The organism is Martinezella paranaensis, from assembly GCF_014200235.1.
In the GTDB taxonomy this organism is placed as follows: domain Bacteria; phylum Pseudomonadota; class Alphaproteobacteria; order Rhizobiales; family Rhizobiaceae; genus Rhizobium; species Rhizobium paranaense.
In genome coordinates, this window is the sequence record NZ_JACHBI010000032.1 from 1 (window position 1) to 13,152 (window position 13,152).

The 13,152-nt window shown below is 55.9% G+C and carries 10 protein-coding genes and 7 pseudogenes; 12 read left to right on the top strand and 5 right to left on the bottom strand.

Translation table 11 applies throughout. The features are described from left to right. Positions 1–103 precede the first annotated feature (103 nt). A pseudogene (locus tag GGD50_RS32060) lies at positions 104–388 on the bottom strand (divalent metal cation transporter); the annotation flags it as partial. A gap of 229 nt (positions 389–617) precedes the next feature. Here GGD50_RS32060 and GGD50_RS33180 point away from each other — a divergent pair. After that, positions 618–833, top strand: coding sequence for a hypothetical protein (locus tag GGD50_RS33180; RefSeq protein WP_246451678.1), 216 nt, complete (start codon positions 618–620; stop codon positions 831–833). Positions 834–1,142: 309 nt separating this feature from the next. Continuing rightward, on the top strand, positions 1,143–2,048 hold the full coding sequence (locus GGD50_RS32065; protein WP_183941273.1) for a hypothetical protein: 906 nt from the start codon (positions 1,143–1,145) through the stop codon (positions 2,046–2,048). A 140-nt stretch (positions 2,049–2,188) separates the two neighbouring features. Here GGD50_RS32065 and GGD50_RS32070 read toward each other — a convergent pair whose 3' ends face one another. Next, on the bottom strand, positions 2,189–3,052 hold the full coding sequence (locus GGD50_RS32070; protein WP_183941275.1) for an alpha/beta fold hydrolase: 864 nt from the start codon (positions 3,050–3,052) through the stop codon (positions 2,189–2,191). A gap of 183 nt (positions 3,053–3,235) precedes the next feature. Between GGD50_RS32070 and GGD50_RS32075 the strand changes: the two genes are divergently transcribed. After that, positions 3,236–3,949 carry a sigma-70 family RNA polymerase sigma factor gene (locus GGD50_RS32075; protein ID WP_331371196.1) on the top strand — a complete coding sequence of 238 codons (714 nt, stop codon included), beginning with the start codon at positions 3,236–3,238 and terminating at the stop codon, positions 3,947–3,949. Positions 3,950–4,121: 172 nt separating this feature from the next. Here GGD50_RS32075 and GGD50_RS32080 read toward each other — a convergent pair. Next, a pseudogene (locus GGD50_RS32080) lies at positions 4,122–4,295 on the bottom strand (DUF2934 domain-containing protein); the annotation flags it as partial. 356 nt (positions 4,296–4,651) lie between these two features. Here GGD50_RS32080 and GGD50_RS32085 point away from each other — a divergent pair. The 7 genes and pseudogenes from GGD50_RS32085 to GGD50_RS32110 form a co-directional block, all read left to right on the top strand. After that, positions 4,652–4,941 (top strand): annotated as a pseudogene (locus GGD50_RS32085) (DUF2252 family protein); the annotation flags it as partial. A gap of 499 nt (positions 4,942–5,440) precedes the next feature. Further along, positions 5,441–5,689: a hypothetical protein gene (locus tag GGD50_RS32090; protein ID WP_183941279.1), complete on the top strand. Its 249-nt coding sequence runs from the start codon at positions 5,441–5,443 to the stop codon at positions 5,687–5,689. 547 nt (positions 5,690–6,236) lie between these two features. Continuing rightward, positions 6,237–6,572, top strand: a pseudogene (locus GGD50_RS33185) (DUF4118 domain-containing protein); the annotation flags it as partial. Positions 6,573–7,033: 461 nt separating this feature from the next. After that, positions 7,034–7,165: pseudogene (locus GGD50_RS32095) on the top strand (chemotaxis protein CheW); the annotation flags it as partial. A gap of 359 nt (positions 7,166–7,524) precedes the next feature. Further along, positions 7,525–7,716 carry a hypothetical protein gene (locus GGD50_RS32100; RefSeq protein ID WP_210319037.1) on the top strand — a complete coding sequence of 64 codons (192 nt, stop codon included), beginning with the start codon at positions 7,525–7,527 and terminating at the stop codon, positions 7,714–7,716. Positions 7,717–7,938: 222 nt separating this feature from the next. Continuing rightward, positions 7,939–8,234: pseudogene (locus GGD50_RS32105) on the top strand (PRC-barrel domain-containing protein). An 817-nt stretch (positions 8,235–9,051) separates the two neighbouring features. Continuing rightward, positions 9,052–9,189 carry a hypothetical protein gene (locus tag GGD50_RS32110; protein WP_183941283.1) on the top strand — a complete coding sequence of 46 codons (138 nt, stop codon included), beginning with the start codon at positions 9,052–9,054 and terminating at the stop codon, positions 9,187–9,189. Between the two features lie 610 nt (positions 9,190–9,799). Here GGD50_RS32110 and GGD50_RS32115 read toward each other — a convergent pair. Together GGD50_RS32115 and GGD50_RS32120 are read right to left on the bottom strand one after the other, a co-directional pair. Then, a pseudogene (locus GGD50_RS32115) lies at positions 9,800–10,047 on the bottom strand (type II toxin-antitoxin system RelE/ParE family toxin). A gap of 41 nt (positions 10,048–10,088) precedes the next feature. After that, positions 10,089–10,397 carry a type II toxin-antitoxin system RelB/DinJ family antitoxin gene (locus GGD50_RS32120; protein ID WP_183941285.1) on the bottom strand — a complete coding sequence of 103 codons (309 nt, stop codon included), beginning with the start codon at positions 10,395–10,397 and terminating at the stop codon, positions 10,089–10,091. Between the two features lie 214 nt (positions 10,398–10,611). Here GGD50_RS32120 and GGD50_RS32125 point away from each other — a divergent pair, with 214 nt between their 5' ends. Both GGD50_RS32125 and GGD50_RS32130 read left to right on the top strand, forming a co-directional pair. Then, positions 10,612–10,851 (top strand): Tn3 family transposase, encoded by a 240-nt coding sequence (locus GGD50_RS32125; protein WP_183941287.1) that lies wholly within the window; start codon positions 10,612–10,614, stop codon positions 10,849–10,851. A gap of 36 nt (positions 10,852–10,887) precedes the next feature. Then, the gene (locus tag GGD50_RS32130) at positions 10,888–12,249 is read left to right on the top strand and encodes a chloride channel protein (RefSeq protein ID WP_183941289.1); all 1,362 of its coding nucleotides are present in this window, start codon (positions 10,888–10,890) and stop codon (positions 12,247–12,249) included. Positions 12,250–13,152 lie beyond the last annotated feature (903 nt).

Here is a 13,152-nt window from a genome sequence, read left to right on the forward strand (position 1 = left end):
TATCCTCGTTGTTAGCAACGTGGCGATACCGCTCACCTCAGCAAAACATCGCTATCACCGTGACAAAGCAAGGCGGTCCTCGGCGTGGGGATACGCTAACACCAACCCACCGCGGATAGCATTGCGCCATGCTGCCTGCCAAACCACGACCTGTTGTCCGACCGATGCGCGCGCTGATCATCTGCACGGCCACCATCAGCGGATAGGTAAAGATCAAAGTCCAGCTCGCGACATAGCCGAACTGCGCTCCTGCTTGTGAGTAAGTGGCGATGCCGCTCGGATCGTCATCGGAGGCGCCAGTGACCAGGCCAGGCCCCAGGATTTCCAATAGCCGTGGTTTTGATGGTTCAACAACCTCACTTTTGTCGTCTATCTGATAGTCGCTCATGATGCCTCCCAAATTCCACGGCGCGTTTACGCCGGTCACGGCGCAAGTGAACCGCGCATTGCGTCTATTTGTTCCCGAGAGCGCGAGGCGCTAAAAACAATGCAACTCCAAAAACTTAACCGTATTCCTTTTACAATCTATGCGTTCTATTTCGCGATTTTTCGCCAGGAGAGGAACTTTCAGCCACAACGACGATTGTGCTTTGAGCGAAGCGAAGAGGATCATCGACATGAAGACGCAACGAGGCTTCGAACGGTGTCGCCCCTTAAGAGGTGTGGCTTATTCCTTGGCGGAATTTCGAAAGAAATATAGGCTCGACGAAGTCGTGGCAGAGGACCTCTTCGTCCGCTTCGGCCCTTCTTCAATTGAACTCGACCTGCTGATGGCGGCGAAACGGCAAACGCCGTCCTTCGATGAGCTGACAAGGCAGATGCCATTGCAATAGGCGCCATCAACGGATGCGTCAGAAGTAGGAAGAGCCGTCGCGACAAGTCCTGCGATGGTGATGGCGTTGCACGCCTGCTTCGCCAGGATGGGGTCGAAAATAGGCGGTTTTTTCAGAAACCGTAACTTTGAGCTTACGCGGCATGCGACGCCGAACTCAGGAACAAAATCTGATCAGGCGCCGTTACAATTGGCATCAGTACAACCTCTGGAGGATAATCAAATGGGTCGAGGTATTCTGCTCTGGCTTCTCGGCATTCCATTGCCGATCGTCATTCTTCTCGTTCTCTTCACGCGATAGGAGGCGCCGATGTCCGTCGTCGAAAACGCGCCCGCGGGTGCCACCCCTATCGAATCCTCCAAGCCCGCTATTGTTTGGGGGCCCGTCATCGGAGGCGCCCTTGCGGCAACCGGGATTACTCTCATTCTTCTACTGCTCGGCTCAGGCGTCGGGCTGACGATGGTATCTCCATGGTCCGGTCAAAGTAGTTCGGCAACCACCGTCGGTATCACCGCGGCGATCTGGCTCGTTGTTGTTCAGTGGCTGTCATCAGCGATCGGTGGCTATTTGACCGGTCGGCTCCGCACGAAATGGGTTGAAGTTCACTCGGACGAGGTCTTTTTTCGGGACACGGCACATGGGTTTCTAAGTTGGGCGCTGGCGACAGTGTTCGTGGCGGGATTCCTCGCCTCTTCATTGACTTCGCTGGCAAGTGCGTCCGCCAATGCTGTGGGCCAGGTCGCTCAAAACGCGATCAGTGTCGGCGTTTCAGCTGCATCAGCCCGGAATGCGGACTCGACCGCGTACTATGTCGATACCCTTCTTCGGCCTGCAAAGGCTGCGGATCGGGCTCAGTCCGACGATGGAGCAGCCGCTGCCGAAGTCTCGCGAATTCTCTTGCAGGGCGCAGCGAGCGGACAGCTCCCGGATGGAGACAAATCCTATATCGCAACGATCATTTCCGCCCGCACCGGCCTCTCCGAAACGGATGCCCGCAACCGTGTCGATGCTGTGCTCAAGCAAATCGATGATGCCAAATCCGCCGCAAAAGAAGCGGCTGACAAAGTCAGGAAGACGGGCGCAACGACCGCGCTGGTCGGTGCCCTGTCTCTGCTGGTCGGCGCATTCATAGCATCCGCGGCTTCAGCCCTTGGTGGCCGTCAGCGTGACGAAGAAGAGAATCTACTCGTTGACACGCGCGTCCGACGCCCTTGAGGTGCACCCGCAAGCAATTTGCTCTGCGTCATTGCGATGACGCAGAACGCCCGGTGACAAATGGAAATACTGATATCCTTTGCGTAAACGTAAACGCGAGCCTCAAGCCGGTTGGGTGGTGGGCAGGCACGGTCACCGGTTCATTCATCGCTGAAAAAAAATCGTAGCGAATTTGCGAGATCAACCGGGTTTTCTTCAGCGACATGATGGCCGCTTTCGATACCGTGACCCGTAACATTCGTCGCCCACGACCGCCAGATTTCCCTCGGGTCGCCGAAGAAATGCTCGAGATCGTCTCCAGTCGACCAAAGGCAGAGCATCGGGCATGTGATCCGCCTTCCGGCAACCCGGTCCTGCAGTTCATCTTCCCGATCAACGGTTAAGCCCGCCCTATAGTCCTCGATCATTCCATGAACAACGGCTGGATTATGGATCGCCGTCAACAGGTCATCATAGGCCTCTTCGCCCATGATATCTGGGCAAATGGCGCTGTACCAAGCCAGCGGGTCGGCATTGATCGCTTGCTCGGGCTTTTCAGACTGTGCGAAGAAGAACCAGTGATACCAGTCGCGCGCGAACCGCCAATCCATCCGTTCGAGATGCTCGAGGATCGGAATACTATCGATCACGCCGACCTTCGTAACGGTCTCCGGATGTTCCATAGCAAGGCGGAATGCCACGTAGCTGCCTCGGTCATGCCCCGCCACGGCAAATGTCCGATGTCCTAATGCTTGCATCTGTTCCACACAGTCCAGCGCTTTTGCCCGTTTCGAAGAATGGCGGCTGTCCTCGCTATCAATCGGCTGGAACGACTTTCCGAATCCCCTGAGATCCGGGCAGACGATCGTGAAATGTGAAGACAATAAGCCCGCGACATAGCCCCAGGTCATATGCGTTCGCGGATGGCCGTGCAGGAGCAACAACGGCGGCCCATGGCCGCCGTGGCGAACGCGCAAAAGGCCGGGACCAACGTCAATATAATCCAGTGCCATTCCGTCGAACAACTCCGGCCTCCCCCAAATATTGGATCGATTGTTTCTTGCGTTCAGGGCATCGAATTGTTCCGGATAAAAGGTCCGATCGCAATGATGTAAGCGTGAGCTGATGGGTTGTGTGGCGACAGGATTTTATCCCGGGAACATTGCGGTGCCGTTCCACCAGCGGAGAATGGCCATGACAAGACAATTGTGGAACAAGCCAATTATAATCGAGGCCACCAAATCCAGCCAGCGCCTGTTATGCTCACCGCACTATTCTGGTCCTTCTGGAAGCTGTATTGCAGCGATGTCATCAGCGTTTTAGCCGAATGCCCTTCCTCAAAAAATCCTTGGAACAAGGACACTTCGCAAGCATTGCTCTTCTATCCCATCAGGAGGAAGAAGATGCCCGAAGCAACGAGCGCGTCGCTGCACGCTGATGTCGTATTGCTACTTCCAGCGCTGCGAAATTTCGCCAGAAGATTTGTCTCCAGCCCGACGGATGTCGACGATCTCGCGCAGGAGACCGTGTGGAAGATTCTGCGCCATTCGGAAAAGTTCACCCCCGGCACCAGCCTCAAGAGCTGGGCGTTCACTATCATGCGAAACACCTACATGACGGAATACAAGCGTCGGAAGCGGCTGGAGATTCGGGCGAACGACGATGTTGTTTTCGAGGTACCGATGGAGTGCCGACAGCAAAAGTGCATCTATGCTATTGAGGTCGGCAAAGCGCTCGATCGGCTTCCGAAATATCAACGCGACGCTCTTCTCATGATCGTTGAAGGTGTTTCCTACGAGGCTGCTGCCGAGCGCTGCGGTTGCGAGATCGGAACAATCAAGAGCCGGGTCTCGCGTGCTCGCAATGCGCTTATCGCCATGTTGGGCGAGGAGTCTGTTCGCGCCGCCGCCTCAATACATTAAGCCGCGCGCTAGTCTTAGCCCACTCCTCGGTTGGTAATATGCAGACTTGGCGGATGGCGAAGGACACACCAAAGCCCGTTATTTGCCACCGCGCCGCCGGCTGGGGCGCAATCCGCAGCCCTTATCGATCTTTACTCAACCGCGGGAGCAGGTTTGGTGTCTCTGAAGACTCATCGTCGCGATCGTCCTCGTCGATCAGATCTTGCAACGTCTCGTGCTCGTTATCCTCCGCCAATTCATCGCAAGCTTGTAGCCAATGCCTTGTTGCTGAACCCTCCGGGCGGCCCTCCACCTCCCAAATTTCGTAGGCGCGGCGTCGGATTTGTTCGTGTTTGTCGATTCCCATCGCTCATCCTCGCAGGAACAACAACCGTCGCAAGGAATCGATTTCCCTGCACTGTTCATTCTGCGTCGTAGTAACCCTGTTGCGCGAGCATTGTTCCGCTGTCGTCGCCAGCCAAAGCCTCCACATCCGACATCACAAGCAGGCGGTACTCGCGTCTTCAAAGTTGCCTAGCAAGATCTTTAGGGACGTCCGCAAGGTTTCATCGGAGCGATCGGCCATCGCGCGATGGCGCGTCGGAACCCAGCCTGCTTCGGCTCGTTCATCAATTGCATCGTGAGCACAACGTAGCAGAGGCGCAAATGTGACCTGATGAGCGGCAAGGATCGGCGAAACCTTAAGATGGCGCGGTAACATACATACGAGGCACGACCAAGCATTTTTATGAATGGCTGAGCAGGCGTTCAATATCCGTCCCAGAAGGGCCTTCAGTTCGGATCTACGGTGACTGTCATCTGGGGAATCTGGGCGCCTTGGCAGATTGCGATGGCGACGTTGCTATTCAGATCAGAGATTTCGATCAGACGGTTATTGGCAATCCCGCACGCGACCTCAGCCGTCTCGGCCTTTCGCTCGCATCGGCTGCACGAGATTCAGATCTCCCGGCGTCACGACCGCAAGAATGCTTCAGGCCCTCATTGCGGGACACGAGGTCGCCTCCGTGGAAAGACAGGCCGGCACGCCGCATCTAGGCAAGCCCAAGGACTGTTGAGTTGCACGAGATTTTGATCCTAGTTTCTATTTTGCGCCAACTCGCCCTAACCGCTGTAAAATCTTGAAACGATTGATTGTTCTAATTTTTGATTGGGTCTTAGCCGCAAAACTGGGTTAAATCATCACGGAAATCAACAACCTGGACTTGGCGAGGCGGAGCTTCCAGCTTGCGATGACAGCGAGCAACAATTTGAAGCTTGAGCGGATTGGGACAGATTTTTAGAGCGGCTCCAGCACAGAAACAGAAAACGCGCGCACCGGTCGATACGCAGGTGGCTGAACAAATACCGCACTTGCGATATTTGCTCCCGCCTTAGGACCGGTTAAGAGTCCGCGGAAGTCGGCCGAGCAATGGATTCGACGTAGAACCGATCGGATGATCCGAGTATAATTGATGGCGGTGAGGTGGCAGGCCGGCGTCGGGGACGCTACCCATGATGACGATCAGTGCCAGATTTCCGTTCGAATATTTCATTTTGAATGACATCGTGCGCGAAGGACCCATCCTATGCAAGATCGGTCCCAATCTGGTACGAGAATGGGTACGAGATGGGGATGGACAAACCTATCGATTTGCGGGATTGGCGCTGCGGGATTCCAACGGTCGCCTCAATGTCGGGGTACTGAGGTCCAACGAATGGATCGTCACGCCCGATCTCATTTATGCACGCGAAGCCATTTAACGTTGAAACCGCTCCCAATGGCGGGTCGGGTGAATAGCACAAGCCGTCGCGGGGGACGCTGCTTGCCGGGTCGCAGCAACTTCTCGACAGCCGCGCCGTTGAAGCCAGATTCTCAACGACAATGATATACCGCTTGCGATGAGGGTCATTATTCGATTCTTGAAATGCCCGGATGGGCGGTCATATAGCCCGCAATGCAGCAGACCATTGCGAATCACGTTCGCGTCTGGCGACTTTTAATAGCCTGGCAAACGTCCGTCGCTGAAACAACGCGACGTATATGACATTTTTATAAATTGGGGCCGCAATGCCGATGGAGTTTTTATGTCGTAGCGCCCACTTATGTGAGAGGGCGTAGGCGCGCGCTCGATCCACGATCATACCGGCGCTCGAAAGAGCTTCGTCCAGCCACGAATTGCCAGCAAGAGCAGCCGGCGCATTTCCACGGTCCTGCGCGAGGGATTCGACAAGGGGATTCATTGTGAGCACAGATGATCCAATATCTGGGAGTGATCAGACGCTCTCGGGGGCCGCCGATACCACCGGAATGCTGCAACTGGCGGACGCACCACTGGTCGCCCGCTACCTGACGACATTTATTATGACTGCGCTTGCAACGGCCGTGACGGTCGGGCTTGACCGGGAAGTGGCCATTCCCAACCTTTCGCTCATCTATGTTCTGCCAGTTGTTACGGCGGGTGCCATTTTTGGTCTGGGTCCTTCTCTCTTTTCAGCTGTGCTTGGCGCGCTCGCCTGCAATTTCTTTCTGACCGAACCGCGCTACACGCTCATCGTCAACGATCCAGCAAACATATGGGCGATCGCATTGCTGTTCGTCGTCGGATGCATCACCAGTGCTATTGCCTCGATCGCACGTCGAAATGCAGATGATGCGATACTCCTCAGGCGCCAAATGATGCTTATCCAGACCGGCAGTCACGAGATTGGCCGTGCTAACGATGCAAAGACAATCGTTTCGGCCGGCGCCAATGCCTTGGAAGCAATATTCCACGTGCCGGTTATCGTGATGGAGCTTGCCGAAGGAGGGGTAGAGCTCGTCGAAAGGCGCGGCAACCTCCAACCCACTGAACTAGAGAGCGAGGCGGCGCGGTCCTCGCTCGCCACCGGCAAGCACGTCGTGGCGGGTGTTTACCCATTCGATGCCTCGCGCTTCGATTTCTGGCCTGTGATGAAAAAAGACGCGCGGCAAATGATTGTCGGCTTGGCTTTCTTGCCGCAACGGCGTCCGTGCGATCCTGGTATAGTGGTTGATGTGATCAGGGGACTCATTGGAGCTGCCCTCGTTGGCGAGCATGCTCGTCGTTTACCGTCAGGACATCAGAGATCATTGCCTTCCACCTTGGCGCTCAGCAGTTCTGCATCAGGACCACTTCGATTCGGGAAATTCGGGGATGGGCAACGCCGCTGCCCCACACACCGCCCGAGGTCACCGACGCAATGAACCAGCGCGGCACATCTTAACGGCGCGGGCAGCCCTCTCTAACGCAGCAAAATCAGGAGCATAGGTTCGCCCCGGCAAAGCCGTTTATGCATTCCCGACTTTGAAATAATTTCACGCTCTGCTTGCCGGTGATGACCGTCGACCACATCAGATATCTGGCTGTGCTTTGCGAAGTGGCTGAAGCATTGATGCCGCATGACGAGCCAGTCAAAACAACTGGATTTAAAAGTCGCTCCTCTGCCATTTCCCTTGTCTACTTGGATTATTGAAATGCGTCAAAGAAAGATTTAGCTTCTAGTCAGCTTCCCAAGTATTGGTGTTCAAGGAGGTGGCTAAGGTGGTCTCCAGATACTCTCGCGACAGAGATATATCGTTGGATTCCCAAGCGCTTGGAGTCTGCCAATGCGCATTTGATGCCATTCTTGCCGAACTGGGCATCAACCGTGAACACGAAAAGGCCGAGGCCATTGCGGCCCTGGTGATCAAACTTTACCAACAAGGCGTTCACGACGAGAAAAAGCTCTTCGAGCTTGGAATGACGGCAAGCGCCAGTCTCAAAGACTGAACGGAGGGGGAACGTCCGTTCGCCTTATGCACCGCAGAATCTTGTTCCAGGTCGAGCAGTATTGGTGTCGGGCCGTTTCTTGGATCGATACCGGACAGACTGCTGACTTTCGCTTGCGTCCGTCTGTGCGGATGACGTGATCCGTCACCTCCAGGCTCTCGAATGGCGGAACATTCGGCTCCTTGCTCGATTATTCCCCCTCCAACATAGGAGGAAACAAACATGGATCACGCCATCCACGTACGCTTGATGCCCTCCGAACTTACCCCGGCCGTCCTTAAAGGCGCAACTATCTATGGAGCCGATGATCGTAAGATTGGGACGGTCGACCACATTCATGGCTCAGGCGCCGGGGGTTCTACTGTCATTGATGTCGGGGGATTCCTGGGCATCGGTGCTAAGCCGTCGCTGTTCCAATTTCGGATCTCGACTTCATGCGGGACGAAGACGGTGACGTCCATGCCGTCACAAGCTGGACGAAGGACGAATTGAAGAAAATGCCCGAGCACCACGACTGAGTGCGGCGTGACGATACCTTCGCCTCGCATGCAGCGTTGAGGCGGCTGGGCAGAAGGCCCAATGAGCCGGTCAGCATCGTCGGTATGATCGCGCCCTGGAAATGGCGGCTCAGCCAGATTGCCTGAAAAGGTCGCCCGGCCCGGGCGACCGGATGCATCACCGTACTGCCGCTATTCGACTTGAACCGTTAATCACGCAGCCTGTGCCCGATATTACAGCCTGCCAGGGAAAAATCACGAAAGCCGCAAATATTCTTCCCACATTGTCGGCCTCGCGGATGGTCACGCGTCCTGTGCAGGTCGCCGGTGCAAGGAGAGGAATATGTCCGCAAACACACTTTTGGATCGAACGGGAATTGGCGAACGCCCGCGTTGGCATCGAGGAGAGCTCTGGTTTGCCGATTAGACCCGTGGCGAGATCAGGTCCTCGAAACGGGAAACCGATCGTAGCGTGTCGTTGCGGCGAAAGTCCCATTATTGTCCTTCGATTTCAGCCCGGAATACCATAGCGTTTACCCTCGCTGCGCGCATTTCACCTCTGTTTAACGCCGCCCTCGCGGCTAGCCTCATCGAGCCGATGCAGAACGTCACGAAACACCCTCTCAGTGCCATCTGGTACCTTGAATGCGGGCGAGGACTTCAAGCGCTGCCACACTTCTGTATAGCCGACAAAATTTTGACGACGAGAGCTTAGATCGCGCGGCTGGTCATCCTCTTGATCCATCGCTTTTCTCAACAACTATTTTCATGGTCACTTAGAATTGAAACGCAACTACAGCGGGGCGGTTCCTAAGGTATTTTCGGCCGTGGAGCATTTGTGCCGCCCGGCGTCCTGATGATGGAAGTGAGTTCAAAGGTGGCGCTTGGCGCGGTCGAGTACGATTTCGATGGCGCTGTTGCCGAGTATCACAGCCTTACCGGCGGCGAGCGCCGACGCTATCTGCGTTCAGCGTAATGCCGATGTGGAAGTGCTGGCGCTACGCGTCGATCATCAATTCTGTTGGAACGAACTGGGGCACGCTGCGGCAGCACCGGTCGTGACCACCTTGCATTGGACACATAATTCGCCTTGAAAGGATGCGGGCCGTCGACCCGATCATTGATTACCCTGCTCCGTGACAGATTATCCAGGAAACACAATAGCTTGGCTGCGGGACAGCGATGGATTTGGAATCATTGGTGAAACGATAGGTTCTAGTTGCGCGCCAGCGCAAGCGGAGATCGAAGTATATATGATCGATTTCGTCATGGCTTCATCAACATCATCGGCGCAGGCGGCTCATTCTTGAAGAGATTCAGCCCGAAAGCACGTAATGGATCGCTGAGACCTTTTGGCAGATTGCCTCGGGGGCTACATGTCCGACGGGTTTCAGCGGAGATCCTGACGGATCAGCAACAACCGCATTTGTCCGCCTTCTTGCAGGATTCGGATTTGGCACCGCCGACAGCAGCGCGCGTATATCTGACGCTGACCCGCGGCGATCTCATGAGACTGCCAACTCTGGCGCGAGATCGAGGCGGCGATTATTGCCGAGCATCTAAAGGTTGCGCGTCAAGCTAGAAGCTCAGCTATTTGGCAAAGTCTCTGGCCATTCCTGCGAGCCATGAAGGACGCGAAGGACACGAACTGCTGCCTCAGTAACGACTACGCCGCACTATAAGGCGTTCCGTTGATCACCAGTTCGCGCGTCCCTGCAATTCTTCCGACGCGACCGCTTGCGGGAAAGTCGATCAAGCGGCGAGTGGCAGCCATGATCCGTTCGTCGATCAGGACAGCGGCTGAAGGATTATCTGCCTCGATGTAGGTGAATATGGCGTCGCGATCCGATAGAGCGAACGCAGATCACGTCAGCTTCACGATTTGCGGCCACCCGCTCTGAGGCGCGCTGTCGCTCGACGCTCAGCGAAATGTGGCTCGACTTCGTCATCCGAAATGTCAGGCCGAGTGTCGTTCAATGCTTCCAGTACCTTCGTGCGAAACCAAGCGTCGTGAGCTTCACTGCCCGAGAAAAGTTCAAGCGGAAGCACACCCTCATTAGCCGTCCGGGTGAGCAAGATCCGAACCGCGTCCGATACCGTTAGGCCCATGCTCTCAAGAACGGCTGAAGCACGATCGCGAACTTCAGCATCAATACGTGTTTGGACAAGTGCATTTGCAGCCATGGCTATCTCCACATTCAGTAACAAAAGTAATGCATTTGAATGACAATATCCACAGTGAGTTTTCGACCTCTCCAAAATTCCTTTTATTTTAATGCTCTTGATGGGATACGAATCCGCGACCCACGACAAGATTGACATCAAGCCACTGAATATACGTGAATCATATATATCTATAGGACACCCATGACCGAAGACGATCTCAACAAGCGCCTAGATGCGCTGCTTTCGGGGCCGTAGCCATGAAAATCAGACGAGCCGGGCTGCAGCCCTCAATCTCGTCACCGCTGCCATCGTTCTCTTCAATAGCCGCTATCTCGGACGAATGAGGGAGGCTCTGCGCAAACAAGGCAGACCATTCGATGAGAAGATGCTCTCAAACTGTCGCCACCTTACGCCGATCCGCCTTCGGCACTTTAATCAAACCTCGTTTTTTATATCACTGCATGACATATAGCGTTTAGCAGCTCTCTCCACCTCGTTTGGGCAACTGATGTCATCGCGCTTCCGTAAACCGAAATTATTCCGCCGTTCCCGCGTCCTATGGGGTTCTTTCAATCTCTGGCGGCCGCGCCTGGTATTCTGGACAGGGGCTCTGGCAATCGGCGTGATCAGCGTTGGCTTCGCCAAGCTTGCCGATCTGGCGCAGCGCATCTTTGCCGGCCTGGCCCAATCGAGCGAATGGACGTGGTTGCTGCCGCTTCTGCTTACACCGCTCGGCTTCGTGCTGTCAGCCTATCTCGCAGCGACCCTCTTTCCCAATTCGCAAGGGAGCGGCATTCCGCAGGCCATCGCCGCACGGCACCTGCATCACGAAGAGGACCGCACGAAACTGCTGTCGCTGCGGCTCGCTTTCGGCAAGATCGTGCTGACCATATTGGGGCTTCTCACCGGCGCTTCGATCGGTCGCGAAGGCCCGACGGTGCAGGTTGGCGCCTCTTTCATGCTCGCCGTCGCCCGCTTTGGCGGCATGGCGCAGGCAAAGGGGCTGATCCTTGCCGGATCGGCGGCTGGCATTGCCGCCGCCTTCAATACACCGCTTGCCGGGATCGTCTTTGCCATCGAGGAGATGAGCCGCACCTATGAAGCCCGTGCCAATGGCCTCGTCCTGATGGCTGTGATCCTATCCGGTCTTGCCGCACTCGGCCTTTCCGGCAGCTACAACTATTTTGGCACCGCAAATGCCGCGCCGACCATACTTCGCGATTGGATTGTCATGCTGATCTGCGGAGTTGGCGGTGGGGCGCTCGGCGCCACCTTCAGCGGACTTGCTCTCTACGCGGGCATCCGCATCCGCCGTTGGGCGCATCCCGAGCCGCTGAAGCGCATGCTGATCCTTGCCGGCCTCTGTGGCCTTGCCGTTGCCGCCATCGGGGTAGTGTCTGGAGGTCAAACATTTGGCACCGGCTATCAGCAGGCCCGCAGCGCGGTGGAAGGACAGCCTCTGCCACTGCTCTTCTTTTTCGAGAAGCTGTTGGCAGGTTTCCTGTCGATGATCTCTGGTATTCCCGGCGGCATTTTCGCACCGTCGCTTGCCGTCGGCGCCGGCTTAGGCAGCACGATCGGCACGCTAGTTGGCGGGAGTGTGGCGCTTGCCGCAATCCTCGGCATGGCGGGCTATTTCGCCGGCGTGGTCCAGGCACCCATGACCGCCTTCGTCATCATTCTGGAAATGACCGGCGACCACCAAGCCGTCATCCCTATCATGGCGGTGTCGATGATCGGCTATGTGACCTCGCGGCTGCTCTCGCGCGAGCCGCTTTATCACGGCCTGTCGCGCGTCTTCATCGCTGCAGCGATCCGGGGCCGACGTAATGTCGAAAAAGGTCTCCATCAACGCGAGGATCGCGGATGATCCCTTCGAGCATTGGGGTCCTCCCAGGGCAGCATACGCGCAAATTTCAGACCGCTACTGATCCTTCCGTGCATTCCGGTTTATGCCGTGATGCCATAACCAATGCTCGCGGCGGATTGGGTTACTGACTGTACGACTGGTTACAATCCCTCTGACGAAAGAGGCTGTAGACTAATTCCTCGGACCGCCGACTGTCAGAAATGACGTTCACAACAAACCGCGCCTTCGGTTGTGACAGTGGCCTAACGAGACAGAAATAGCTACACTCGGCGAATTGCCCGCCGACAGATGCGGCGGGCAAAAGGAAAAAGCGTAAAAACCTATTTACACTTCTCTATTCGCTCCAAGGCAGCCGAAACCCGAGAGAGAAAATAGGTATAGCTAGTCGCCGTTCCTCGCTTGGAGGTGGCGTGCAGCTCCAATTTGTCACCCGACTTTAGAGCCGCGATCACGGACGGTTGGTCAGCTTCATTCTGAACCCAGCCATGCCGATCCTTGGAGAACATCGCAAAAGTTTTACCTCCAATCACTGCCGTCATTGGCGCGCCCTGGCAGAGATCGTAGCCCGCCATCGCCTCCGGGACGTGGCCCTACCCCGATGGATGCGCGACGATGAAGAAATTGTCGCCATGATCCACTTTGGAGGGCGTCTGAGCGATCGGGTGTCGACACGATGTAGCAACTCACACCGCCGTCGCACTTATATGAAAATGCGCCCCATGCACGGAATTAATCGATCCAGACAGGTGCTGCGGCGTGAGCCGTGGCGATTGTGGACAAAGTGAGCATTAAGGACCCTGCAAGAATTGTATGCGGCGTCCACGCCCCATCGATTTTTCAGTTGCAGCGACCTGAGGCGGATTTTCGGCCGTCAAATGAGCTCACCGAAGAGTACCTGACGAG

What these genes read in the sequence shown, in the direction of transcription:
- GGD50_RS33180 (WP_246451678.1), top strand. Translation starts at nt 618, where the DNA reads ATGAAGACGCAACGAGGCTTCGAACGGTGTCGCCCCTTAAGAGGTGTG.
- GGD50_RS32065 (WP_183941273.1), top strand. Translation starts at nt 1,143, where the DNA reads ATGTCCGTCGTCGAAAACGCGCCCGCGGGTGCCACCCCTATCGAATCC.
- GGD50_RS32090 (WP_183941279.1), top strand. Translation starts at nt 5,441, where the DNA reads ATGATGACGATCAGTGCCAGATTTCCGTTCGAATATTTCATTTTGAAT.
- GGD50_RS32120 (WP_183941285.1), bottom strand. Translation starts at nt 10,397, where the DNA reads ATGGCTGCAAATGCACTTGTCCAAACACGTATTGATGCTGAAGTTCGC.
- GGD50_RS32125 (WP_183941287.1), top strand. Translation starts at nt 10,612, where the DNA reads ATGCGCTGCTTTCGGGGCCGTAGCCATGAAAATCAGACGAGCCGGGCT.
- GGD50_RS32130 (WP_183941289.1), top strand. Translation starts at nt 10,888, where the DNA reads ATGTCATCGCGCTTCCGTAAACCGAAATTATTCCGCCGTTCCCGCGTC.